Annotated in this window: 23 protein-coding genes, 1 tRNA gene and 1 riboswitch; of the genes, 4 read left to right on the forward strand and 20 right to left on the reverse strand. The window is 43.9% G+C overall.

Features of this window, described 5'->3' with window-relative positions; genetic code table 11:
* Positions 1-107 precede the first annotated feature (107 nt).
* From ACKTR2_RS01710 to ACKTR2_RS01720, 3 genes are all read right to left on the reverse strand, one after another.
* On the reverse strand, positions 108-1,322 hold the full coding sequence (locus ACKTR2_RS01710) for a hypothetical protein (RefSeq protein WP_407882303.1): 1,215 nt from the start codon (positions 1,320-1,322) through the stop codon (positions 108-110).
* A 131-nt stretch (positions 1,323-1,453) separates the two neighbouring features.
* Positions 1,454-2,002, reverse strand: coding sequence for a GNAT family N-acetyltransferase (locus ACKTR2_RS01715; protein WP_407882304.1), 549 nt, complete (start codon positions 2,000-2,002; stop codon positions 1,454-1,456).
* Between the two features lie 255 nt (positions 2,003-2,257).
* Complete coding sequence (locus ACKTR2_RS01720; protein ID WP_407882305.1) at positions 2,258-2,833, reverse strand: NAD(P)H-dependent oxidoreductase; 576 nt, start codon at positions 2,831-2,833, stop codon at positions 2,258-2,260.
* Between the two features lie 108 nt (positions 2,834-2,941).
* Here ACKTR2_RS01720 and ACKTR2_RS01725 point away from each other — a divergent pair, with 108 nt between their 5' ends.
* The 3 genes from ACKTR2_RS01725 to ACKTR2_RS01735 all read left to right on the forward strand — a co-directional run bounded on the left by ACKTR2_RS01725 (position 2,942) and on the right by ACKTR2_RS01735 (position 4,347).
* Positions 2,942-3,292, forward strand: a complete 351-nt coding sequence (locus tag ACKTR2_RS01725) for a winged helix-turn-helix transcriptional regulator (protein ID WP_407882306.1) — start codon at positions 2,942-2,944, stop codon at positions 3,290-3,292.
* Positions 3,293-3,364: 72 nt separating this feature from the next.
* Entirely contained in the window at positions 3,365-3,997 is a 633-nt protein-coding gene (locus ACKTR2_RS01730) for an NAD(P)H-binding protein (protein WP_407882307.1), read from the forward strand.
* Positions 3,997-4,347, forward strand: a complete 351-nt coding sequence (locus tag ACKTR2_RS01735; RefSeq protein WP_407882308.1) for a MerR family transcriptional regulator — start codon at positions 3,997-3,999, stop codon at positions 4,345-4,347. Before ACKTR2_RS01730 ends, ACKTR2_RS01735 begins: the two co-directional genes overlap by 1 nt.
* 367 nt (positions 4,348-4,714) lie before the next feature.
* Here ACKTR2_RS01735 and ACKTR2_RS01740 read toward each other — a convergent pair.
* From ACKTR2_RS01740 to parE, 13 genes are all read right to left on the reverse strand, one after another.
* Positions 4,715-4,787, reverse strand: a tRNA-Ala gene (locus tag ACKTR2_RS01740).
* A 44-nt stretch (positions 4,788-4,831) separates the two neighbouring features.
* The gene (locus ACKTR2_RS01745) at positions 4,832-5,098 is read right to left on the reverse strand and encodes a hypothetical protein (RefSeq protein WP_407882309.1); all 267 of its coding nucleotides are present in this window, start codon (positions 5,096-5,098) and stop codon (positions 4,832-4,834) included.
* A 78-nt stretch (positions 5,099-5,176) separates the two neighbouring features.
* The gene (gene thiE / locus ACKTR2_RS01750; RefSeq protein WP_407882310.1) at positions 5,177-5,830 is read right to left on the reverse strand and encodes a thiamine phosphate synthase; all 654 of its coding nucleotides are present in this window, start codon (positions 5,828-5,830) and stop codon (positions 5,177-5,179) included.
* Positions 5,820-6,659 carry a bifunctional hydroxymethylpyrimidine kinase/phosphomethylpyrimidine kinase gene (gene thiD, locus ACKTR2_RS01755; protein WP_407882311.1) on the reverse strand — a complete coding sequence of 280 codons (840 nt, stop codon included), beginning with the start codon at positions 6,657-6,659 and terminating at the stop codon, positions 5,820-5,822. Before thiD ends, thiE begins: the two co-directional genes overlap by 11 nt.
* A 1-nt stretch (position 6,660) precedes the next feature.
* Entirely contained in the window at positions 6,661-7,458 is a 798-nt protein-coding gene (thiM, locus tag ACKTR2_RS01760; RefSeq protein ID WP_407882312.1) for a hydroxyethylthiazole kinase, read from the reverse strand.
* Positions 7,459-7,528: 70 nt separating this feature from the next.
* A riboswitch (TPP riboswitch) is annotated at positions 7,529-7,630 on the reverse strand.
* 44 nt (positions 7,631-7,674) lie between these two features.
* Positions 7,675-8,214: a peptide-methionine (S)-S-oxide reductase MsrA gene (msrA, locus tag ACKTR2_RS01765; RefSeq protein WP_407882313.1), complete on the reverse strand. Its 540-nt coding sequence runs from the start codon at positions 8,212-8,214 to the stop codon at positions 7,675-7,677.
* A gap of 39 nt (positions 8,215-8,253) precedes the next feature.
* Positions 8,254-8,706 carry a peptide-methionine (R)-S-oxide reductase MsrB gene (msrB, locus tag ACKTR2_RS01770; RefSeq protein WP_407882314.1) on the reverse strand — a complete coding sequence of 151 codons (453 nt, stop codon included), beginning with the start codon at positions 8,704-8,706 and terminating at the stop codon, positions 8,254-8,256.
* Between the two features lie 20 nt (positions 8,707-8,726).
* Positions 8,727-9,086: an iron-sulfur cluster biosynthesis family protein gene (locus ACKTR2_RS01775; protein WP_407882315.1), complete on the reverse strand. Its 360-nt coding sequence runs from the start codon at positions 9,084-9,086 to the stop codon at positions 8,727-8,729.
* 185 nt (positions 9,087-9,271) lie between these two features.
* Complete coding sequence (locus ACKTR2_RS01780) at positions 9,272-9,643, reverse strand: iron-sulfur cluster biosynthesis family protein (RefSeq protein WP_407882316.1); 372 nt, start codon at positions 9,641-9,643, stop codon at positions 9,272-9,274.
* Positions 9,644-9,849: 206 nt separating this feature from the next.
* Entirely contained in the window at positions 9,850-10,773 is a 924-nt protein-coding gene (locus ACKTR2_RS01785) for a manganese-dependent inorganic pyrophosphatase (RefSeq protein ID WP_407882317.1), read from the reverse strand.
* On the reverse strand, positions 10,773-11,762 hold the full coding sequence (locus ACKTR2_RS01790) for a LysR family transcriptional regulator (protein ID WP_407882318.1): 990 nt from the start codon (positions 11,760-11,762) through the stop codon (positions 10,773-10,775). Before ACKTR2_RS01790 ends, ACKTR2_RS01785 begins: the two co-directional genes overlap by 1 nt.
* 230 nt (positions 11,763-11,992) lie before the next feature.
* Positions 11,993-14,446: a DNA topoisomerase IV subunit A gene (parC, locus tag ACKTR2_RS01795; RefSeq protein ID WP_407882319.1), complete on the reverse strand. Its 2,454-nt coding sequence runs from the start codon at positions 14,444-14,446 to the stop codon at positions 11,993-11,995.
* Between the two features lie 43 nt (positions 14,447-14,489).
* Positions 14,490-16,550, reverse strand: a complete 2,061-nt coding sequence (gene parE, locus ACKTR2_RS01800) for a DNA topoisomerase IV subunit B (RefSeq protein ID WP_407882320.1) — start codon at positions 16,548-16,550, stop codon at positions 14,490-14,492.
* Positions 16,551-16,801: 251 nt separating this feature from the next.
* Here parE and plsY point away from each other — a divergent pair, with 251 nt between their 5' ends.
* A complete protein-coding gene (plsY, locus tag ACKTR2_RS01805; protein ID WP_407882321.1) occupies positions 16,802-17,503 on the forward strand; it encodes a glycerol-3-phosphate 1-O-acyltransferase PlsY in 702 nt (233 codons plus the stop codon).
* Positions 17,504-17,587: 84 nt separating this feature from the next.
* Here the strand turns inward: plsY and ACKTR2_RS01810 are convergent, their stop codons facing one another.
* The 4 genes from ACKTR2_RS01810 to topA form a co-directional block, all read right to left on the reverse strand.
* On the reverse strand, positions 17,588-18,466 hold the full coding sequence (locus tag ACKTR2_RS01810) for an aldose 1-epimerase family protein (RefSeq protein WP_407882322.1): 879 nt from the start codon (positions 18,464-18,466) through the stop codon (positions 17,588-17,590).
* Between the two features lie 57 nt (positions 18,467-18,523).
* On the reverse strand, positions 18,524-19,498 hold the full coding sequence (xerC, locus tag ACKTR2_RS01815) for a tyrosine recombinase XerC (protein WP_407882323.1): 975 nt from the start codon (positions 19,496-19,498) through the stop codon (positions 18,524-18,526).
* Positions 19,499-19,563: 65 nt separating this feature from the next.
* Positions 19,564-20,919 carry an FADH(2)-oxidizing methylenetetrahydrofolate--tRNA-(uracil(54)-C(5))-methyltransferase TrmFO gene (gene trmFO, locus ACKTR2_RS01820; protein WP_407882324.1) on the reverse strand — a complete coding sequence of 452 codons (1,356 nt, stop codon included), beginning with the start codon at positions 20,917-20,919 and terminating at the stop codon, positions 19,564-19,566.
* Positions 20,920-21,088: 169 nt separating this feature from the next.
* Entirely contained in the window at positions 21,089-23,179 is a 2,091-nt protein-coding gene (gene topA / locus ACKTR2_RS01825) for a type I DNA topoisomerase (protein WP_407882325.1), read from the reverse strand.
* Positions 23,180-23,385: the final 206 nt, after the last annotated feature.

The raw sequence follows: 23,385 nt of genomic DNA on the forward strand, positions 1-23,385 counted from the left end.
TATAAGTCCAATTCTATTTTAATTTTTTAAGCGATCAAAAACGACCTCAGCTTTTGTTTTAATGCCAAGGTCGAAATTAAACCACTCGTTCACGGGCGAATCATTTTTTAACCCTTTTTAACCCAATGAAAGATTCGTTGCCACCAGGTCAATTTATCGGCAGTTTTAGCCGCGTTATTGGCAACCCGTGACTCAGATGTGTGCCGTAAGCTATGCCGTAAGCTTTGTGCTGCTAAAATTTGCGTTTCCGTCAACGGCTCACCATGCCGTCCCACCGGCATGGTCCACGCCGCAGTGCTATTGAGTGGCCGTAAGATTTCAGGAAGTACCTGTAGTGTTGGATGAACCGTGGCGACCGATCCATTAACTTCCAGACTAAGGCGGACATCGTAAGTTCCTGGCAATTGGTGGTTGGCCGACGGATCCAGATAAGTCATTGCCGTCCAGCGAGTTCGATCCCGACCATAGTGATCACGAGCTAAGGCGACGTAACGAGCCGGAATGGGATCCCCATCCCCGACGACAACAATTTGATTGTGAGCTGCCAGTTCGAAAATATTTTCATAAGCAGTTCGATGAATGGATTTTCCATGATCTGTATAGGAAATTTCCACCGGATAACGTCCAGCACGATTCCAAACAACAGCTGACATGTCAACAACCGCCTTTTCAGCCGGAATTAAACGCCCATCTGCGTCACATAAAGTCCGAATAAACCGTTCAGAATTTGTTTTCGGTCCATTAACATAAGTGGTCTGATTTGCTGTGATAATTGAGACTAAATTAGGCAGAATCTGGAGGACTTGATGAGCAGCGGCAGTAATCCCATTGACTGTGTAGGTTAACATCGCACCATAACGATGACCGGGTTGGAAACTAGCCACAGGTTCGTCAAACACAAGTTGAGCGTTTTGACGTGCATCAGGGTGTCCAGGATCCACTAATTCACTAACAAACTCACTGCTGACTGGCAAGGGCTCCCCAGCATGAATCGTTACATCACGACCGTTCAGTGAAAATAGATGTAAGTGAGCCGTTGCGGACACTGTCTTCCCAGGATTAGCATATCTTAAGTTAACTCGATAATCGTCAGGACGAGCCCAGTTGATATTGCTTAAATCAACACTGACCTGTTTAGGGTCAATTGCCTGACCGGTTGCGTCAAACACCGCTTTAACAAAACTTGTTTTAGTCAGACGCGGACCGCCAACATAACTTGTTTGGTCGTTTGCAATGACCGTTGCTTGATTCGTGATAACTCGCAATTGATTAGGCAATTCGGCATCAGTTTGTTCGGTTTGTTTTTGATGTGGATCGATCATGTGAGTCACCTCGATTAAGTTACGGTCATTGACCGTTTGAAATTAGACCGGTTGGAAATATTAAATATTTGCTAAGACCATTGTACTCAATTACGGCGTCAATGACTAGGGGATTCCCCACTGAATCCTGTTTATTCGTGTGCTTCCCACTCGTTTTCCAGCGTTGAAAAGACAACTAGGCTTCGAAATTCATTATTGACTAAAACATGATCACGGAGCACGCCCTCTTGTTGCATCCCTAGTCGTTGGGCGACCGCCTGGCTCGGATGATTATCAACATCAGCTCTTAGCATAATCTTGTGTAGATTTAACTCATCAAAGCCAATTGTCAATAAACGATTGACTGATCGAGTCATAACGCCATGGCCTTGGGCTTTTGCCTTCAACCAATAACCAACTTCTGCATGTTGCTGTTCACGATCAATACGATGTAAATCAATACAGCCGACTGGTAAGCCATCAATGACAATCGTCAATGGTAACATTTCATTGCTGGCAAACTTTTGACGAGCAAACCGGATAAATTTCAGCTCATCAGCAACCGTCTGTGTTGCATCAGTCCACGGCATCCACCTTCGTAGTTGTCGACGATCTTGCTCGATAATGTCAAAAAGATAATCCGCATCCTCCTCAGTCATGAGTTTAAGTGCCAGATGCGCGTCTATTTGGTGTGTAAACATAAGCTTAGCCTCCGATAGCCATCCACGAAATTGGTTGAGTTCAATTAATCACGTTTGTTTTTGTTTGATAGTTTCTAATTTACCATAAATGCTCAATGATAATCATTCACATTTAGGCCTGTTGACCACAAAAAGACACTTCACATGAGGTGAGTGCCCTTTCAAACCATTGATACAACTGTTTAATTTACATAGAAAATATGGTAAAAGCAATCAAACGTTGCCTCATTTCAGGGGTCTAGCATCACTTTTAGCCTAAATTTTATCAATGATTGACTCTAAGTAACTTGAACTATCAGCATGATCATGATGAATCGTGTCATAATGGAACCACCTAATCGATTGATGGCCAATTCCGAGATCTTTAAAAATAACATTGATCAACGTACTTTCAACATTGGCAGCGTTAAGCTGCTGGAAATGTTGCTTAGATAATCCCGCAGTTGTCAATACGGTTGCTCGTTTAATATTGGTTAGTTTTCCAGTTAACAGCCCATTATCGTCCGAATCGTAAGAAACGTTCGGCAACATGACTCGATCAAGAAAACCTTTTAACATAGCAGGTAGACCATACCACCAGATAGGAAAAATTAAGATTAATTCATCTGTTTTAGCTAACGCTGCTTGATATTTTTCGACGAGTGGATCGGTTGAAATACCTTGATTGTAATTATACAAATCCTGCGACGATAATACTGGGTTGAACGAATCTGCGTAAAGATTCAACACTTGATAATCGTCTTGGTTTTCCTTAAACTTGCCGGTGATTTCATTTAACAAGGCATGATTTAAACTGCCTTCATACGGATGAGCATAGACAATTGTTTTCATTAAAAATGTCCTCCCTAAATTTGATAAGAAAAATATCTCATATCAAATAATGTCAAACAAGTACGCAATTTATTGTAAGTAACTCACCTAAAGGAGAGTAATACCGTTATGTCTAACGAATTTAAGGACTGCCTTTTACCAGCAGAATTAAGTCAAACTGGCTTTAGCTACACGCTTAGTGAGATTAGTGGCAAATACAAGATCGAAATCTTATATTTACTAAGTATTCAAGGTACACGACGCTTCAATGAAATAAAACGCACAATGGGTGCAATCAGTTTTAAGTCGTTGACCAATGCCTTGCAGGGTTTAACTAATGATCATTTAATTACACGACATCAATTTCCGGAAATTCCGCCTCACGTCGAATATCAACTATCCTCGCGGGGAAAATCCCTGCTTCCCGTGTTGGACGCAATCTGTTTATGGGGTGAAAGTCATCAGCCATCAGCTGAGTAAATTTGTCCTTGACCTAAAGTTCACTTTAAGGTGTACGATAGCGACATCCTAGTAAAAGAAGGTCATCAAATCATGAATGTTTTAGTCGTTGGCGCCACTGGACGTAATGGAATGGCAGTCGTTAAACAACTGCAGGATCAGGGACATCATGTCGTCGCGACCGGCCATAATCCAGCCAAATTGGCGAACATCCCATCCGTTGAACGGGTTGTCATCGATTTAGTGAATGAAGACGTTTCAACTTTAGTCAAAAAATTGCCTCAAAACATTGATGCGCTAATTTTTACCGCTGGAGCGAGCCAAGCTCGTCCCCAAGATGCCGTTTGGATTGATTTAGACGGTGCCGTAAAAATGATGGATGTTGCTCGTCAACTTGATATTCCCCAATTTATTATGGAGTCGGCTGCCGGCGCAGGATCTCGCTCAACTTTTGATGTTTATGATATTCCTTTATATTACGTCACTAAATATTATGCTGAACGAATTTTAAAGAGTAGTGGGCTGACTTACACAATTGTCCGGCCAGCAATATTGACCGATCAAGCTCCCACCCGCACTGCCAGTTTAGCAAACAATGTGCCTCAGATCTCGCGGACCGACGTTGCCGAAGTTCTCGTTGACGCGTTGATGAATGACAATTTCAAAAATAAAGCATTTGATTTATTTGCTGGCACCACACCGCTACAGCTATTGGAGCCTAAATAATGAAAATTCAAACTGCCGCCAAGTTAACCTCCCTAACCGTTTCCACGATTCGCTATTACGATTCAGAGGGACTTCTATGTACCATTCCACGTGATACCAACGGTTTTCGTGATTTTCGAGATATTGATGTTCAATGGCTTAAAAACATCGAGTTATTGCGAGAAAGTGGCGTTTCGATTACCACACTAAAGAAAGTTGCTCAATTGAATCACAATGATCCAGAAATTCGCAATAAACGTGCAACGCTATTAACTGATGAACTGAGAAAGCTCGAACAACGAATAATAAAACTACAGCAGGCTGAACGAATGTTAAAAGATGAAATCGCCAGTCCCACATTCGTGGATTGATCCAATTGGGGTTAACCAAGATCATGGTCCTAACTAATCAGAATCGTTTTGCGTCAGTTATATTTAAAACAGTTCCACGCACGTTCAGCCCCCTTTTTTAGTATTAAATGTAACGAAACTAGCTTTTATTTCCTGCTAAGATGATTCATAAAGGCCTGCCAGCTTTATAGTTTTCCTGACGACGAGCCGATAAATGAAACAAAAAAGCATCCCGACAAAACTGTCGAGGTGCTTTTATGGCATCAAAATTGGCATCATTTTGGCGATGGACTCATTGAGTCGATTAGCCGAAATTAGCGAAACACTGTTATATCAACGTTTGTAAACCGCCACTTTTACTACTGGGCAACGATTCAGCGTAAAAAGATGGACCCGAACAGATTCGAACTGTCGACCTCCTACATGCGAAGCAGGCGCTCTCCCAACTGAGCTACGGGCCCGGAACAAAATTAATTGTATCACTTTGTCAGTCTACCCGTCACAACTATTTTTCAGAAGTCGTGGTCTCAGATTTTGCAGCTGCCTGTTGGGCCAACACTGCCTTTTGCTTGTTAATTGTATAGCGTCGATAAAGCACAACAAAGCAACCATTGAACGCCAACACAACGATGACACCCCAGATGAATGAGCCGTCAAATTCAAACGGTAATAACCAGCCAACCAGTAACCCGGTGACGACACTAAGGGCGATCATCAAGGTTGCAATATTGGTTGGCATGGCTGGATTAATGGGTTTTGGTCGATTTTTCATATCTTCACCTACGTCTTTAAAAGTCTGCTATAAGTGTAGACATTCTACACCGCGGATGCAACTCAATTGAATGAAGTCTTACGCATCAAAATTGGTAAAAGTTCGACGCAACATTGTGGCTGTCATTTGGACATCATCAGCCCGGGTCAGCATGGATATGACCGCGGCACCAGCTACACCGGTCTGGGCAACATTTGCTAAGTTATTTTGGTCAATGCCCCCAATGGCAACAATCGGTTTCTTACTCACTGCCAAAAGTTGCTTAAGTCCTGAGATTCCTAGGGCGGGATCTGCATCAGCTTTGGATAGGGTTGGATAAACCGGTCCACTACCCACATAATCAACGACAGTAAGTTCATTTGCATGGTTAATTTGGGCGACCGTATGACAAGAATAACCAATGATCAAACCTGGTAACTCATTAATGACCTGTTCAATTCGTTGGTCTTTTTGGCCAACGTGAATGCCATCAGCTCGTAACGTTCGTGCTAAGACCACATCATCATCAACAAAAAAAGGAATTTCTGCTTGACGACACAATTCGTGCAACGTTTGACCCAAGGCGACTTTTTCAGCACCCATCAGAGCCCGCGGCCCTTTTTCACGAAACTGAAATGCTGTGATGCCACCTGCAATCGCGGCGGACAATTGTTCCGGCAAAGTTTGTCCTTGCGGCACATCCTGACTTCCAGCTACAAAATAAGCCTGCAACATCTTCGTGTTAAATTTCATGAGCGTCACCCTCGTGAATCTGTGCCCAATGGTTCAAGGGACCGTGACCATGGCCGACAACGATCCCTTGGGCAATAGTGGCGGACACATAGGCCTTACCAATTCGAATCGCCGTTTCAACATCGGCGCCTTTAGCTAGTTCTGCTGTAATGCAGGCCGACAATGTGTCCCCTGTGCCGTGTGTGTTGTGCGTCTTTATTCTAGGTGAACTTAACCAAAATGATCGACCGTCAGCCAACAAAACATAATCATTCGCCAATTCAGGATTGGCTTCGTGACCGCCCTTGACAATGACGTTGGCCGCTCCTAGCGTCTGTAACTGTTCAGCAGCCTGGTGCATTTGCTGATCGGTCGTAATCGTCAAGCCGGTCAGGGCTTCGGCCTCTGGTAAATTGGGGGTTAACACGGTCGCCAAAGGAATTAATTCATCGCGAACCGTCGACACTGCCGCCTCACTCAATAGCGGTGCGCCACCCTTCGCAATCATGACGGGATCAACAGTTAGCGGGCCAAAGTTATAACGCTTGAGATTAGCAACGACTGCTTTGACCCGTTCGACATCTGCCAACATCCCCGTTTTACAAGCTTTGATTGCTAAATCTGCCGCCAAAGAAGCAAATTGTTCGTCAATCAAGGTTGTCGGCAGAGCAAAAGCATCCTGAACCCCCAGCGTATTCTGAGCGGTAATCGCGACAAGAACCGTAGCCGCAAAAACGTGACGTTCTTGAATCGTCTTGAGATCTGCTTGCATACCAGCACCACCGCCGGAATCAGAACCAGCAATGGATAATGCCTGGGGAAATTGTGCCACTGATTCAGTTAGTGCCATATTAATTGACCTCCACCTCAAGTAAAGATTTCAAATCGGTCATGCTAACGGCGGCCAGACCATCCATTAATTTAACCGCAAAGGTTCCTGGCTGCTGATTGGATAGTTGCGCAGTCTGCGCCACCCACTGACCCGTAGCCGCGAAAATGGCAGTGCCAGTTACTGCAGCTGTTAGGGCATCCTCACTCACCGCTAAGAAAGCCCCTAAAACGCTGCTTAACATATCACCTGAACCAACATGGGTCGCAAATAGGGTCGTCCCATTATGAACCACAAACGTCTTGGTGCCATCACTGATGAAATCCTTTTTGCCGGTCATCACCGCAATACAATTAAAACGTTTCGCCACTTCTGCAGCGACTAACGCATGGTTTACAGTTAAATCGGTCGCATCAATACCGCGCGTTGTATCATCTTCACCAGCAAGAAAGGCCATTTCCCCAGCGTTAGCCCGGATGATGGATGGCTGAACTTGTTCAACTAAATTAGTAAAGATCTGTTGTCGTTTGGGCAATGCAACCGCGACTGGATCAATCACAACTGGAACCTGCGCTTGATTTGCAGCCTGGCCCACCGCAACCATTTGATCAACCTGCGCTTTCGTCCAGGTCCCCAAGTTAAGTGTTACACCGCCTGCCAGCCCCACTAATTCTGGTGCTTCTTCTGGTGCTTTTGACATGATTGGTGAGGCGCCAATTGCATTCACGGCATTGGCAACCTCTGCAATCGTCACCGCATTTGCAACGGTTAATACAACTGGATTAAGCCGTCGAATGGCGGCTAACAATTCTGGATTCATTTTTTCCTCCTCGGCCAATTTGGACAAGAAAAAACGCTAAAACCACGAAGGCTTCAGCGTTGTTATTCCTCAATCACACTGGCCACTTTCCTTCGCAAGTCTGAACTTACAGGTTCAAAGGGTCCGACCAAGTCGTCTCAGTCCAGCCATGTGGACACCCCTAGTGGAAACTATTTACGTTTAGAATACCGATTTTTGAGCTGACCGTCAATCAGTTTAAGCATTTGTTCGGTTTTTATCAGCCCATTGTTGTTTGATAAAGGCTTCACGTCCGCCCATTTCTTCCATTTGGTATCGCAAAGGATTCTTCTTGTAGAAATCTTGATGATAGTCCTCTGCAGCATAAAACGGCTGCGCAGCCTCAATTTCCGTCACAATTGGCTCGTCAAATCGCCCTGAGGCCGCCAACGCAGCTTTCGAAGCTTCAGCAATTTGCCGTTGCTCTGGACTATTCACAAAGATAACGGGTCGGTAACTATCCCCGCGATCTTGAAATTGGCCCATGGCATCCGTTGGGTCGGTCTGCTGCCAATAAATGCTAACTAATTGATCATAACTAATCACGGCTGGATCAAAGGTGATCTTAACTGCCTCCGTGTGACCTGTGGTATGACTGGCAACTTGTTCATATGTTGGGTTAGGCACGTGCCCACCTGTATATCCTGACACCACCGTTTTAATACCTGGAACCGTATCAAACGGCTTTACCATACACCAAAAACATCCACCCGCAAAAATTGCTGTCTCTTCCGCCATGTAAAGACCTCCTTGATTAGACCTGATAAAATTGTGAAGCTACTTCTGGGTTACCTGTGGAAATAGATCCGCATATTGACCATATCCTACTGAATTTAATTCATCCGCAGGAATAAATTTAAGCGCAGCTGAATTGATGCAATAACGCAACCCACCATCCTCGGTCGGTCCATCCGTAAAGACATGTCCTAAATGGGACTCTGCCTCACGACTCACCACTTCAGTTCGTTCCATGCCAAATGAACGATCCCGATGTTCTTTAATCGATCCGGCATCAATAGGGTGCGTAAAAGACGGCCAACCACAGCCGGCGTCATACTTGTCTGTTGACGAAAAAAGTGGTTTGCCACTTACGATATCAACGTAGATACCATCTGCATAAAAGGCGTCATATTTCCCAGAGAATGGTCGCTCAGTATCAGCATGCTGCGTAACCGCATACGCTTCCTTAGATAATTTAGCTAGTGCTGCTGTTTTTTGATCTGCATCCATTTTATCAGCTCCCAATTCGTCTAGACCTGTTGTGTTGTGAGATCTTTTAGTTGGACATTAGGATCCAACTGTTCATGATCGCTGGTTAGCCGCAACGTATTAAACGTAGGGTTTAAATCCAACCGCATTTGCTCTGCTAACTGGGCCTTACTGTACCCTTTAACCTTAATTTCGCCAAGATTGGAATCAATTGCCTCATCATAATCAGGCGTGCCCTGATCTTGGTCAACTACCAATAGATCAAAGGCTGTATCCAGTGAGCAGAACCCGACCGCTGAATAAGGCCCCACGCCATCATCATAGCTTAATAATAATTGTGTATGAGGCTTCATCAAGGGCGCTAATTTTGCTTGAGCAGCTGGTGTAATTGTTAATCTCATAAAAGTAGCCTCCTGATCTAAAAACTAAGTTCAATCCCTTACTACAAGTAAGTATTATCACCCATCTGGCCAGATAAGCAAGGGATGTGCTCAGTGACCAACTGAGCCCGTTTAAAATAAAATGATCCCATCTCCCAAAGGGAAATAGAATCAAATTAACAATCGGATTTATCGAAGGGCAATGATCATTTAGTGGCGGTATCGTCAACAATCACAGCCACATTATCATCAATTTGTTCACCTTCGTCAGACAACTTAATTGCATGCATTAAGGTATTAAACGAAGCGTGCAACTTATGACCTAAAAAACGACCAGAATAGCCCTTATACCGAACTGGGCCAAGATTGGATGGCAACGTTTCTTCATAATCGCTAACATCGGCGTCTTGGCCAACAATAACGAACTGAAACGAGACTTGCAAGGCAACTAGCCCATGATGTGAATAAGGCCCAACCCCGTCGTCATAACTTAACAAAAGTTGATTGCCACCCTTTAATAACGGTTGCAACTGTGCCTTGACTTCATCATCAAATGATAATTCATGTTGTGCTGCCATCGTGACTACCTCCGAACAATGATTTTAATGATCAACGCTACGAATTCATTATGGCGCGACCGTCACGCGGATACAATCATTTAAGCTTATTCATTGGGGCCTTTTAAAAACCAGTCGCGAAGCAAAAACGCGAGACCCAAGTCAACTGGCTTCGCTCACAGGCGAACTTGCCAATTTGGATCCCGCGCAATAGATTCAAATCATGTTTAAAAAGCATCTTGCAGTGGTGGGACCACTTGTTTCTTACGCGAAACCACCCCTGGTAAATCAGCAGTATGGTTCGTAAGTGTCGTATTGAAGGCTTTCTCAACCGCAGCTGTCGGTTCTCCCCAAACGAGTAGGCGAGAATTACTATCCAAGATGTTCGTTACCAGCACTAAGAATAGATCGTAACCATTTGCTTGAGCTTCAGCGGCCATGGCAGCTTCGAGCTTAGCTTGGCGAGCAAAAACTTCATCCAAGTCGACCGTATTGATTTGGTCGATGCGTACCGTTTTACCGCCCATCTCAAATGATTTTGCGTCCTGCTGCACTAATTCAGCTTCTGTCTTAGCGCTTAAGTTAGTACCAGCCTTTAACTCTTCAAGACCATAACTTTGATAGTCGATGTCGGCAATTTCAGCTAAGGCAATCACAGCTGCCTTATCGTCATCAGTGGTTGTCGGTGACTTTAATAACAAAGTGTCCGAGATAATAGCCGATAACATCAAACCAGCTAATTGAGTCGGAATCTCAATCTTATTTTCATCAAACAGCTTCGTTAAGATGGTACTCGTACAGCCAACCGGTTCCGCCCGATAGTATAAAGGCGATGCCGTTTCAAAATTGGCAATTCGGTGGTGGTCAACCACGTGAGTGACGGCTACATCATCAATATCAGCAACGCTTTGTTGATGTTCATTATGATCGACTAACATCACCGCATTAACTTCCGATCCCGCCTTTTCGATCACCCGTGGTGCAGGTTCATCGAAATAATTTAAAACAAATTGTGTCTCTTCATTTGGTTCACCTAGGGCAACTGCCTCTGTATCGAAGCCAAGCTGGTTTTGCAAATACGAAAAAGCCTTTGCCGCAACAATTGCGTCCGTATCTGGGCTTTGGTGTCCAAAAACAAGTTCTTTTGCCATTAGTCTTTTGCTCCTTCACTATTACGATATTTTTCATCATGAATGTGAGTTAGCCGGGTAGTGTAGTCTTGTTCAGCCAAATATTGGTCAAAAGCATTGAGCACACGCCCTACCCGTGGAATCTCATCTTTATCTTTACGGAAAACGAACGCTAAGTCAAATTTAATTCCTGGTTCAAATTGAGCTGAATACATGTTGTCTTGGGTCCCTTTAGCCAGAATGTAGCTATTTGGCAAGGCCGTGAATGCGCCCGTTGCTGAAGAAAATTCGTAAATTTGATCAGGTGTCGTGAACCGCGCGACGGAATTAGGTGTATCCACCATGGCATTTTTATAATTTTCACGGATAACTTGATCTAAGTAGTATTCACGCGGATAGGTCACCCAAACATTATTTAAGGTGTCCTTTAAGCGAATCTTTTTACGACCAGCGAATTTCTCATTATGGTGAATAAACAATAAGTCTTCTGTAATGATTTTTTTAGACCGATACGGTTTCCAATTCTTAATGCTATCGTCAGGCAGATACATAATCGCTAAATCAATCCGATTATTTTCCAAGCGATCCCAAATTTCCTTGCGCGTTAACATGTGGAAACTAATCGTCACATCCGGATTTTCTTTATAATATTGAATCGCAAAATCTTCAAAAACAGAATATTCAATAGAGGTAAGTAATCCAACATTGATCTCGCCAGAGTCGGCCGAGGTCGATTGTTGGATTTCATCCGTTGCTTGGTTTAACACCTCATAAATTTCGTGAGTCGCATTCAACATGGTTCGACCGGCTTCAGATAAGCGAAGCTTTTTACCCACGGAATAAAATAATGGTGCGCCAACCGTACGTTCCAATTTTTTGATTTGTTGAGTTAATGCTGGCTGGGTTATTCCCAGTATTTGGGCCGCTTGCGTATAGTTCATTGTGTCAGCAAGCTGTAAAAAGTAGGTTAATGTTTTCGAAGAGAAAATTGTCTCCTGCTTACTTTTCATCTGATGGCCACCTTTCTTCGTATTCACTTCATGTATAAATTATATCTTTTCAATACGATAATTGTACGCAGCAAGCCCCACTCCGTGCAAGGATTAAATCTTAAACGCAATTATTTTTTAATAACCGAAACCTAATTTTTCTAATCGACCTACCATGAGGCGAACTGATTTGACGGAAAAGCAAAAGAGTAAGTCCCCATTTTTGGTGACTTACTCAAAGTTAAGGCATTTTAACTGAGCGTCAAAGCTAACGCTTTCATTCGAATGGCAACTGGCAGTCCCTCCGTATCAATGTCAATTACAAAAGATCCATTCGAGTATCTAGCATTCAATGCATGATCCATGGGCAATATATCATGCCGTATGTCGTGACTTGTAATAATTTCAACTGGTTGCTGACTCTTGGCAGGGAAGCTCACGAAATCAACAATCTCATGTGGTTCTGCCTTTAAATCGCGCAAGCATAAGACACCTTTGCGCGCCCGGCTGGTCACTGGAACTTCGCTAACCGCCATCTTCTTTAGCGCCCCCCGTTGAGTCACAATCATAACTTCATCTGTGTCTGCCACTAATTGGAGGTTCGTCACAATATCCCCATCGCGCAGATCCATCGACTTAGCACCACTAGTTCTGGCTCCGTTTGTCGGAACTTCAGCTAAGTCATAACGTAAGCCGAGGCCGTGTTGTGACATGAGCATCACTGTTAGTGGTGCTGCGTGATCCACAAATTGAATGTTAACGACATAATCCGCAGGTGATTTAAACTTTTCATAGACTTGAGCATGTTTACGATAAGTTCGTCCTGGTAATAAATCAGCTAATGCGGTTTGCTTAATTAATCCCATCCTAGTAGCAATCACAAAACGCCCAGTGGTATCGAGACTGTTAAAGGTGAAGGCTGCGATCAATGATTCGTCATCCGCTAGCCCAATTGATTGAGAAATATGTTCACCAGTATCTTTCCACCGCGCATCAGCGACTTCATGCACAGGTCGATAAATCAGATTCCCACGATTGGTAAACATGTACAGATGATCTAGTGTCGACACTTTTCGCAATAAGATTGGATAATCTGCTTCCTTTAATCCGTTATCATCAGCGGAGGACGCTTGGTAAGACCGCACTGAGCTGCGTTTAATGTAACCATCGTGAGAAACCATCAAGACGACTTCTTCATCGGCTACCATGACGGTACGATCAACCTTTAGTTCCTCAATTTCAGCTTCAATTTTAGTTAGTCGAGGTGTCGCAAACGCCTTTTTAATTGCTTGCATTTGTGAACGTATGACTTGGCGAAGCGATGCATCATTAGCCAAAATATCCGATAAGCGCGCAATGTCTTTCGTCAGTTGATCATGTTCTTTTTGTAACTCTGTCACATCAGTATTCGTCAACCGGTACAACTGCAACGTCACAATGGCCTCAGCCTGCGCTTCCGTGAAGTCATATTGTTTGACCAAATTTTGCTTAGCATCTTTACGATTCTGACTCGCTCGAATCGTTGCAATCACTTGATCTAAAATGGATAAGGCTTTGATTAAACCTTCAACAATATGCTGTCGCTGCTGCGCCTTATCTAAATCAAAGCGCGTTCGTTTGGTAATGATTTCACGTTGAAAATCAATATAGGCTTGCAACGCAGTCTTTAAACCGATTCGTTCTGGCCGCATGTTATGAATCGCCACCATATTGAAGTTATACGTGATTTGTAAATCAGTATTTTTCAATAAATAATTTAAAATACCCTGAGCGTCGGCGTCCCCTTTTAACTCAACCATGATTGTCAGGCCCGATCGATCTGATTCGTCACGCACTTCAACGATACCTTCGACTCTTTTGGCAATCCTGATCTCATCCATTTTTTTAACCAGCAATGCTTTATTCACTTCATACGGAATTTCCGTAATTTCAATGGCCTGTTTGCCACCTTTGAGTGATTTGATCGCCGTTTGCGAACGAAGGACGACACGACCGGCTCCTGTTTCATACGCTTTTTTAAGCCCGGAAAGACCTTGCAAAATCCCACCAGTGGGATAATCGGGTCCTTTAACGTAGGTCATTAATGCAGTTGTATCGGCGTTCGGGTGCGCTAATAAATACACAAGAGCATCAATTAACTCACCTAGATTATGGGGCGGAATTTCTGTCGCATAACCAGCCGAAATACCGCTGGCCCCATTCACGAGTAAGTTCGGAAACCGCGCTGGTAAAACAGTGGGTTCCTGTTCGGTATCATCAAAGTTAGGCACGAAGTCAACCGTATTTTTATCGATATCCTGCAGCATCATGTTGGCAATTTTGCTCAACCGTGCCTCTGTATATCGCATAGCGGCCGGCGGATCAGCATCGATTGAACCGTTATTTCCGTGCATCTCGACCAGCGGATTACGTAACTTCCAATCTTGACTCATCCGCACCATTGCTTCATAAATCGACGAATCGCCGTGTGGATGGTAATTCCCCATCACATTCCCAACCGACTTCGCCGACTTACGGAACCCCTTATCATACGTATTGCCATCCTTATTCATGGCATACAAAATCCGGCGTTGAACCGGTTTTAGGCCATCACGAATGTCTGGCAACGCCCGATCCTGAATGATCGATTTGGAATAACGACCAAACCGCTCACCCATGACGTCTTCAAGCGTTAATTCTTGAATGTTTTGTGTGTGCTCTGCCACAGATGCAGCTCCTCTCTAACTTCGGTCCTAACTTGCCAGTCGCTTAACTTTCATCTTGATCCCAAACGGTAATCGTCGGCCCATCTGATTTCATATCTGTCGTAGAATCGGCAGACTGTAAATCGTTCTCAGGTTCCTGATGGGCAGAACTGACGGCCGTATTGTCCAAAATGGACCCATCTTCTTCTAAATTAAAGGCCACATTTTCTTCAATCCACTTTCGCCGTGGTTCCACTTTATCACCCATTAAGGTTGTTACACGCCGCTCAGCTAAAGCTGCGTCGTCAATTCGAACCCGGATCAACGTTCGCGTCGTTGGATCCATCGTGGTTTCCCACAGTTGGTCAGCGTTCATTTCGCCAAGCCCTTTAAAACGTTGCAAAGAATAACCACGCCCAATTTGTTTTTCTTTTTGGCCTAATTCAGCGTCAGTCCAAGCGTACTCAATCTGTGTCTTAGCGCCGCTACCCCGTTGTAATTTATATAAAGGTGGCAACGCAATATAGACACGCCCAGCATCAATCATTGGACGCATGTATTTGTAGAAAAAGGTTAAGAGCAAAATTTGAATATGAGCACCATCATCATCGGCATCAGTCATAATGATGACCTTGTCATAATTGGCATCCTTTAAGTTAAAATCAGCTCCAACGCCAGCCCCGATCGTGTAGATCATCGTGTTAATTTCTTCATTCTTTACGATATCTTGTAACTTCGCTTTTTCCGTATTTAGCACTTTACCACGTAATGGCAAAATAGCTTGAAATTTGCGGTCTCTGCCTTGTTTTGCAGAACCACCAGCTGAATCTCCTTCAACCAAGAACAATTCATTTCTCGCTGCATTCTTAGACTGAGCTGGCGTTAACTTTCCCGATAAGAGACGTTCTTGCCGCCCCTTCTTTTTGCCATTGCGGCTCTCGTCTCGTGCTTTTCGAGCGGCTTCTCTAGCCTGTCGAGCTTGCAAAGACTTACGAATCAGCATCTGAGCAAATTCGCCGTTTTCCATTAAATAAAAGCCCAATTGTTCGTTGACCACATTGTCAACAATGGTCCGGGCCTCGTTAGTTCCCAGCTTATCTTTAGTCTGACCTTCAAATTCCAAAATAGATTCAGGAATCCGTAATGAAATAATCACGGATAATCCCTCACGAACATCGGATCCCTCAAGATTTTTATCTTTTTCTTTCAATAAACCGACTTTACGGGCATATTCATTGAAAGCCTTGGTCCAAGCGGCACGTAGACCGGCCTCATGCGTACCACCACCTGGTGTGCGCACGTTGTTAACGAAAGATAACATTGTTTCTGAATAACCATCATTATATTGCGCGGCGACTTCCACTTCAACGCCTTCACGGCTACCGTCAAAGTACATCACATCACCCAACGTATCCTTGTCTTCGTTCAAATAGGCAACGAATTCTTTAATGCCTTCAGGATAATGAAATTCTTCTGTATGCTCTTGTTCAGCACGTTCATCAGTTAACGTAATCTTAACGTTGGTAAGCAAAAATGCAGACTCACGTAGTCGTTCTTCCAGTGTGTTGAAGTTATAAACAGTCGTTGTAAAGACACTCGGATCTGGCTTAAAAGAAACAGTGGTCCCATTGGACTCCTTGGTCTTGCCCAACTTGACTAATGTGCCAACTGGCTGACCCCCATTTTTAAAATCTTCTTGGTACTTGACACCATCTTTGACGATGGTCACCGTCAACCACTCTGACAATGCATTAACAACTGACGATCCGACCCCATGCAAGCCACCAGAAGTCTTATAACTGCTATCGTTAAACTTTCCGCCCGCATGTAATACGGTAAAGATAACCTCTGGGGTCGGAATTCCAGACTCATGCATCCCGACAGGCATTCCGCGACCATGATCCTTAACGGTAATGGCATTATCTGGATGAATAGTTACATTGATCTCTTGGCCAAAGCCAGCTAAAGCCTCGTCAACGGCATTATCGACAATTTCATAAACCAAATGATGAAGACCACGTGCGTCGGTGGAGCCAATGTACATCCCTGGTCGTTTACGGACTGCTTCAAGACCGTGTAAAATTTGAATACTTGTTGCGTCATACTGATCGGCTGAAGAAGCCATATAGGTAACATCCTCTCTTAAAAACAATTGCTAATTAATTGATATGATTAATCTCTGGTCAATCTCTATACCTGTGAAAGGCTATCTAAATTAAAATACCATAGAACTGGACGGCTGACATGGGTAATTTTAACCCATTTTCCGCATTTAGAACTGTTGATGCTCCATTATTCACTTACCAGTCAAGCTGGTCACACCTTTCGGTTCATGCTAAAATGTAAGCCATTCAGTTCGAGCGAAGGAAGATAATCATGGTAAAACTACTCACTATGCTATTCATTGCCTACCTCCTTGGAGCGATACCATCGGGAATGTGGGTTGGCAAACTTTTTTTCCATAAAGATATACGTCAAGAAGGCTCCGGCAATATTGGGACAACTAACACTTATCGCGTGTTGGGAAGAACAGCTGGGACAGCTGTGATGGCATTAGATATTTTGAAGGGTGCCCTTGCTTCAGGTCAAGTCGCCTTTTTTGGTGCACCAATGATTCACGGTTGGCCCGTCAACGGGTTACTCATTGGACTAGCAGCTATTTTAGGTAATACCTACTCTGTCTTCGACGGCTTCAAGGGCGGCAAGGCTGTGGCGACGAGTGCTGGTATTCTAGCCGGTTATAATTTCCCCTTTTTCTTATTTGCCAGCGCTATCTTTGCCAGCTTAGTCTACCTTTCAAGTATGGTCTCCGTGGCATCAATGGGGGCGATGACCATTATCACATTTACCTCGCTATTGTTACATGATGGCATTTTGACCACCGTCGCTTTCATTTTGACCCTGTTCATCTTTTATCGACACCGCGCTAATATCGATCGAATCATGGCACGCACGGAAAATCTTGTTCCATTTGGCTGCTACTATCATTATCGGCAAAAGCATCCACAAAAGTCCGCTGAAACAGACGATCACGCCGAACCAACTGACCAGAAACCAACCTCAGCCAACAAAAAATAAATTTCAAACTTTGACGACAGGTAAAGACGTTTACTGGCGGTTTTTAAACCGTTAGCAAACGTCTTTTTATACCAATTATTTAATTTAGAAAAATTCAAGACTGAAGTCCGCGTTAAACATTGATTGGGGAACTAATTGATGAATACCGAATTTGTGTTCAAGTTGACCATCACTATTCACGGCATCAGCGATACCCCACCATGGTTCGATACAGACAAATGGTGCCTTCTGCGGAAATGGCGACCAGATCCCCACATAGTCCGCATTCTGTAGTGTCATAGCCACGCCACGTTCGTTTAGATTTGAGGTCAATGTTAGCGTGGTTTCCTGCTGACCGAGCTCTAAAATCTTGGCATCATGTTCAAAGAGGTTATGATTCAACTGCAAAGGCCGCTCCAAATTGATGGTCGTTGGATTTTCGACATCACTAAATGGACCTGCCAACGTTAGGGAAGGATATAGTTGCGCTGGTGTAGCCGAGATTGTGTAATCCTTAAAGGTTCCAGTCGTGGCCCCCATTGGAATATTGAAGCCTGGATGACCACCAATTGAAAAGAGCAACGGTTCGTGGCCAGGATTAACAACGCGATATTCAACACTCACCTGACGCTCCAGCAAACTATACATCACATCCAATTGAAAAGAAAATGGATATTGCGCTCGCGTCTCGTCGTTATCTTTTAACGTAAGCGTGACACTCGTTTGGCTCTGACTGGTTACTAAAAAATCCTGATCGCGAGCAAAACCATGTTGGGTCATATGATACGTATGATCATTAAATTGATACTGATCGTTATGAAGCCGACCCACAATTGGAAACAGTACGGGAGCGTGTCGACCCCAAAACAATGGATCTGCCTGCCACAAGTATTCTGTATTTGACTCAATATCACGGACACTGGTCAACTCAGCGCCAAGTTCATTGACGGTGACGCGTAATGCAGCGTTTTTTAACGTAATCATGTTCTAACCTCCAATTTTAAATCAAGCTGGCTTATCTTCGAGCGTGATGTGATCGCGTCACTGCTTAGGGTCGTTGGGACCGCCTTGACCATGGTCGACTGCGCGCGGGAAAAAGTTACGATAATTTTCCTGAAGCTTAGCCTGACTAACATGAGTGTATATTTGAGTCGTTGACAGGCTTGAATGTCCCAGTAATTCCTGAACTGTCCGCAAATCAGCACCACCATTTAACAGCTGAGTTGCAAACGAGTGCCGCAACATATGGGGATGAAGTGATCCTGGTAAGTGACTACGCTGCATGACCTGTTTAAGAATATACTCAATTCCGCCCGCTGTTAAAGGATTACCCAGCCGATTGATGAAGACCCGATCGTGCTTTCGGTGGTATTTGGTCATGAGTGGCGTACGACATTGTTGCTCATAGGTTGTTAAAGCCGTCGCCGCAAAGTGTCCAAATGGCACATAACGTTCTTTGTCACCTTTCCCACGAACTAAGACCATTAAATTTGGCTGATCCAACTGCGCGTACGTTAATTCAGCACATTCAGATACGCGCATACCAGTCGCATACAGCATTTCTAGAAGTGCCCGATCTCGAAATTGTAACGGCTTAGTTCCATCGCCACTGGCTGTATTCAACAACGTTGTGATCTCATCATCGTACAAATATTCTGGCAATGCTTCCGGTTGTTGTTTTAGATTGATATAAACAAACGGATTGTCATGCACTAAATCATTCTTAACGAGAAAATTAAAAAAAGAGCGCAATGAGGACAACTTGCGAGCCGTTGTCCGCCGAGCATCTTGTTGATCGTATAACTCGCTTAAGTATACACGAATATCTAAGTGATCCAAGGCGTCCATGGCAGCTTGAGTTGGCAACTCACCGGTAGCCTGTAAAAAATCAAAAAATTCATCAATATCCCGTCGATAAGCGTCAATTGTATGACTAGAGTACCGTCGTTCAACACGGAGATATTCTAAAAAGAGATCCCGCCAACTAGCCGCTGACGGGAATTGTTTTTCTTTCATGATAAAACCCTCGCTAGTTGCTACGTTAGCAAATTAGCAAGGGCTTGACAAGCGATGAATCAGTCCTAATTAAGGAGGGTCATCGCAGTATCATTGGTATCAAAGGTCATGCCAATCTTTGGTAAGAAGTCATCAAGCACTGATAAAGCCCGCTTGGCAACTGCTGTGTTCCGTTCTCGTTTATCGCGGATTCGTTGTGGCAGACTTGGGACGATTCCAAAATTAGCATTCATCGGTTGGAATCGATCAGCGTCTGCGGAAGTAATGTAGTGTGCCATTGCACCAATCATCGTTGTTTCCGGAAAAATGATTGGTTCTTGACCTAGTGCCAATCGACCAGCGTTAATACCAGCAACAATCCCAGAAGCTGCACTTTCAATATATCCTTCCACCCCGGTCATCTGACCCGCAAAAAACAAATCCGCTCTTTGCTGGGTCTGATAAGTTGCCTGTAACAACTTTGGTGATTTCAAGAAAGAATTCCGGTGCATGACGCCATAGCGAACAAATGTCGCTTGTTCTAAACCGGGGATGAGTCGAAATACACGTTTTTGCTCACCCCATTTTAAATGGGTTTGAAACCCAACAATATTGTATAAATTTCCTGCCGCATTATCCTGTCGCAGTTGAACTACCGCAAATGGTCGCTTGCCTGTTCGAGGGTCCTCTAAGCCAACTGGTTTTAGTGGCCCATAAAGTAAGGTCTGTCGACCACGTTTAGCCATCACTTCAACGGGCATACAACCTTCGAAGACATCATTATCCTCGAAGTCATGGACCTCCGCTGTTTCAGCATGAATAAGGGCCTCATAGAAGACATTGTACTGTTCTTCATCCATCGGTGCATTCAAATAAGAAGCTTCGCCTTTATCATAACGAGATTTCAGATAAACAGTATCTAAATCAAGCGACTCTTTATTTAAAATTGGCGCCGCTGCGTCAAAGAAATGTAAGTCATCTTCACCAGTAAAATCTGTTATGGCTTTCGCTAAAGGACCAGCAGTTAATGGCCCAGTGGCAACAACCGTGATACCAGCGGGAATTTCCGTGACCTCACCACTGATAACCGTGACATTAGGTAATGCCTTAACTTCGGCGGTAATTTGTTCTGCAAAAGGTTGGCGATCAACAGCCAACGCTCCGCCAGCAGGCACAGCATTAGCATCAGCAGAACGCAAAACAACAGAGTTCAAACGGCGCATTTCTTCTTTTAACAAACCGGCCGCGTTACTAATTTGATTGGCTCGTAAAGAGTTTGTACAAACTAACTCGGCAAAATTACCTGTTTCGTGCGCTGGGGTCAATTTAGTTGGACGCATCTCATATAGGCGTACTGGTACACCCATTTTTGCAAGATGATAAGCTGCTTCACTGCCGGCTAACCCGGCCCCAATTACGTTAACAGTGGGCGTCGATTCCATGCTGAAAACCTCTTTCTCATATGTGCATATTTTTAAACGACTTAAGCGGATACAATTTGTATTGTAGGCTACTTTATTAAACATGTCACCTAACAGTCAGAAGAATCAAAAGCAGCTGTTCGTCAAAAGGCGAGCAGCTGCTTGATTAAGCCAACATATTTGATGGTGCTTATTTTTGCACAGCTTCTTCATAATCGCCATTTGGACAAACCACTTGTTTGCCGCCCTTGACCTTCTTTTCAACAAGAAAATGGCCATCTTTAGGACAATCACGACCGATTGGTTTATCCCACGAGACAAAATCACAATCCGGGAATCGCGAGCAACCATAGAAGATCCGGTTACGCTTGGATTTACGCTCAATGATCTGCCCTTCATGGCACTTAGGACAAATGACACCAATTTCTTTAACAATTGCTTTCGTGTTCCGACAATCTGGAAAACGTGAACAAGCAAAGAATTTGCCATAACGGCCCATTTTAACCACCATGGGTGCGCCACAAATATCACAATCAAAACCAGCCGGTTCATCTTTGATTTTGATTTTCTCCATGTTGGCTTCAGCTTTTTGAACTTCTGTTGAAAATGGCTTGAAGAATGAATCGACAACTTTGACCCATTCTTCCGAGCCCTTTTCAATTCCATCCAAACGCTTTTCCAGGCCTGCTGTAAATTCGACGTTTTCAATATCAGGGAAAAAATCAACAATAACGTTGTTAACAATCTCACCAAGTTCTGTTGGGACAAAACGGCGTGCATCCAACTTAACGTAATTGCGCCGTTGAATGGTATCCAACGTCGGTGCGTATGTCGATGGTCGACCAACCCCATTTTCTTCAAGCGCATGAATGAGGTTAGCTTCGGAATAACGTGCCGGTGGTTGAGTAAAGTGTTGTTGGGGGTCATTCTTGGTCATCTTGACCGTATCACCAACCTCCAGGTCAGGTAGGACATTGTCTTTATCAGCAGCCTGCTTGTAAACTTTCGCAAATCCAGCAAACTTCACTTTTGAACCATTAGCCCGAAATTGAACATCATTTTGATCAATGGTCACGGTCATCGTGTCCGATACTTCTGCCGTCATCTGTGAGGCCACGAATCGATTCCAAATTAGCTGATACAAACGGAATTGATCCTTGGTTAAATATTGCTTCATCTCAGCTGGTGTCCGAAAAACGCTAGTGGGGCGAACCGCTTCATGGGCGTCTTGTGCCCCTTCAGGCAATTTACCCTTAACCGGTTTGACCGCGGCATATTCACCACCAAACTTTTCGTGAATATACTGTGAAGCCTCTTGCTTTGCCACATGAGCAATCCGCGTGGAATCAGTCCGCATATAGGTGATTAACCCAACGCTACCGCCTTTACCAATGTTAATTCCTTCATACAGTTGCTGGGCGGCCATCATGGTCTTACGAGTTCGATAGTTTAATTGCCGATTGGCAGCCTGCTGCATCGTGGATGTCGTAAATGGTGGCTGTGGCAAACGTCGACGCTCTTTACGTGTCACGTCCGTTATGTTAAACAGAGCTTTTTGATCAAGTTGTTTTAAAACAGCTTGAACAGCCGCATTGTCTTTTAGATCAGCCTTTTTACCATGAGTTCCAAAAAAGCTAGCAGCAAACTTTGCCCGACCCTTTGCAAATTCAGAATCAATTGACCAGTACTCTACTGGCTTAAAGGCCTTAATTTCTTCTTCACGTTTAATAATCAGCGCTAATGCGACACTCTGGACTCGACCCGCAGATAACCCTTTTTTAACCTTTTTCCACAGAATTGGGGAAATGGAATAACCAACCAGGCGATCTAACACACGACGCGCCTGCTGAGCATCGACTAGAGCCATATCGATATCCCGCGGCTCCTTAAACGCATTTTTCACGGTGTCTTTAGTGATCTCATTAAAGACGACTCGATTCTTCTCTTTCGGATCTAGATTTAACAGATGTGATAAGTGCCACGCAATGGCTTCTCCTTCACGATCCGGGTCAGAAGCGAGGTAGATACGTTTAGCATTCTTCGCGTCTTTACGTAATTCCTTGATTGTATCGCCTTTACCACGAATAGAAATATAATGCGGTTCATAATTATGATCAACATCGACACCCATCTGAGATTTCGGTAAATCACGAATGTGTCCCTTGCTGGCAACTACTTTATAGTTCCGGCCAAGATACTTTTCAATCGTCTTTGCTTTAGATGGAGATTCGACGATGACCAAATTTTTTTTAACTTTTGATTTGGTTTTAGACGTCGCCATTAGGCCACTCCTTTTTAAAATTCATTTATGAATCATGACTACTTCTTCAGTCTATTTGACGTGCTTTTACAGTCAAATCTAAATCACCATACGTCACCGACCTAACTTCTGTCAAGAATTTCAGAATGGCCAGAACTAAATTTTAAGTGAAATCATGCCATAGTTTTGCAAATTAAGTCAAAAATTTTATTCTATTTTTCTTCTAT

This window comes from Furfurilactobacillus curtus, assembly GCF_045862785.1.
Classification (GTDB): Bacteria; Bacillota; Bacilli; order Lactobacillales; family Lactobacillaceae; genus Furfurilactobacillus; species Furfurilactobacillus curtus.

What these genes read in the sequence shown, in the direction of transcription:
- ACKTR2_RS01710 (WP_407882303.1), bottom strand. Translation starts at nt 1,322, where the DNA reads ATGATCGATCCACATCAAAAACAAACCGAACAAACTGATGCCGAATTG.
- ACKTR2_RS01715 (WP_407882304.1), bottom strand. Translation starts at nt 2,002, where the DNA reads ATGTTTACACACCAAATAGACGCGCATCTGGCACTTAAACTCATGACT.
- ACKTR2_RS01720 (WP_407882305.1), bottom strand. Translation starts at nt 2,833, where the DNA reads ATGAAAACAATTGTCTATGCTCATCCGTATGAAGGCAGTTTAAATCAT.
- ACKTR2_RS01725 (WP_407882306.1), top strand. Translation starts at nt 2,942, where the DNA reads ATGTCTAACGAATTTAAGGACTGCCTTTTACCAGCAGAATTAAGTCAA.
- ACKTR2_RS01730 (WP_407882307.1), top strand. Translation starts at nt 3,365, where the DNA reads ATGAATGTTTTAGTCGTTGGCGCCACTGGACGTAATGGAATGGCAGTC.
- ACKTR2_RS01735 (WP_407882308.1), top strand. Translation starts at nt 3,997, where the DNA reads ATGAAAATTCAAACTGCCGCCAAGTTAACCTCCCTAACCGTTTCCACG.
- ACKTR2_RS01745 (WP_407882309.1), bottom strand. Translation starts at nt 5,098, where the DNA reads ATGAAAAATCGACCAAAACCCATTAATCCAGCCATGCCAACCAATATT.
- thiE (WP_407882310.1), bottom strand. Translation starts at nt 5,830, where the DNA reads ATGAAATTTAACACGAAGATGTTGCAGGCTTATTTTGTAGCTGGAAGT.
- thiD (WP_407882311.1), bottom strand. Translation starts at nt 6,659, where the DNA reads ATGGCACTAACTGAATCAGTGGCACAATTTCCCCAGGCATTATCCATT.
- thiM (WP_407882312.1), bottom strand. Translation starts at nt 7,458, where the DNA reads ATGAATCCAGAATTGTTAGCCGCCATTCGACGGCTTAATCCAGTTGTA.
- msrA (WP_407882313.1), bottom strand. Translation starts at nt 8,214, where the DNA reads ATGGCGGAAGAGACAGCAATTTTTGCGGGTGGATGTTTTTGGTGTATG.
- msrB (WP_407882314.1), bottom strand. Translation starts at nt 8,706, where the DNA reads ATGGATGCAGATCAAAAAACAGCAGCACTAGCTAAATTATCTAAGGAA.
- ACKTR2_RS01775 (WP_407882315.1), bottom strand. Translation starts at nt 9,086, where the DNA reads ATGAGATTAACAATTACACCAGCTGCTCAAGCAAAATTAGCGCCCTTG.
- ACKTR2_RS01780 (WP_407882316.1), bottom strand. Translation starts at nt 9,643, where the DNA reads ATGGCAGCACAACATGAATTATCATTTGATGATGAAGTCAAGGCACAG.
- ACKTR2_RS01785 (WP_407882317.1), bottom strand. Translation starts at nt 10,773, where the DNA reads ATGGCAAAAGAACTTGTTTTTGGACACCAAAGCCCAGATACGGACGCA.
- ACKTR2_RS01790 (WP_407882318.1), bottom strand. Translation starts at nt 11,762, where the DNA reads ATGAAAAGTAAGCAGGAGACAATTTTCTCTTCGAAAACATTAACCTAC.
- parE (WP_407882320.1), bottom strand. Translation starts at nt 16,550, where the DNA reads ATGGCTTCTTCAGCCGATCAGTATGACGCAACAAGTATTCAAATTTTA.
- plsY (WP_407882321.1), top strand. Translation starts at nt 16,802, where the DNA reads ATGGTAAAACTACTCACTATGCTATTCATTGCCTACCTCCTTGGAGCG.
- ACKTR2_RS01810 (WP_407882322.1), bottom strand. Translation starts at nt 18,466, where the DNA reads ATGATTACGTTAAAAAACGCTGCATTACGCGTCACCGTCAATGAACTT.
- xerC (WP_407882323.1), bottom strand. Translation starts at nt 19,498, where the DNA reads ATGAAAGAAAAACAATTCCCGTCAGCGGCTAGTTGGCGGGATCTCTTT.
- trmFO (WP_407882324.1), bottom strand. Translation starts at nt 20,919, where the DNA reads ATGGAATCGACGCCCACTGTTAACGTAATTGGGGCCGGGTTAGCCGGC.
- topA (WP_407882325.1), bottom strand. Translation starts at nt 23,179, where the DNA reads ATGGCGACGTCTAAAACCAAATCAAAAGTTAAAAAAAATTTGGTCATC.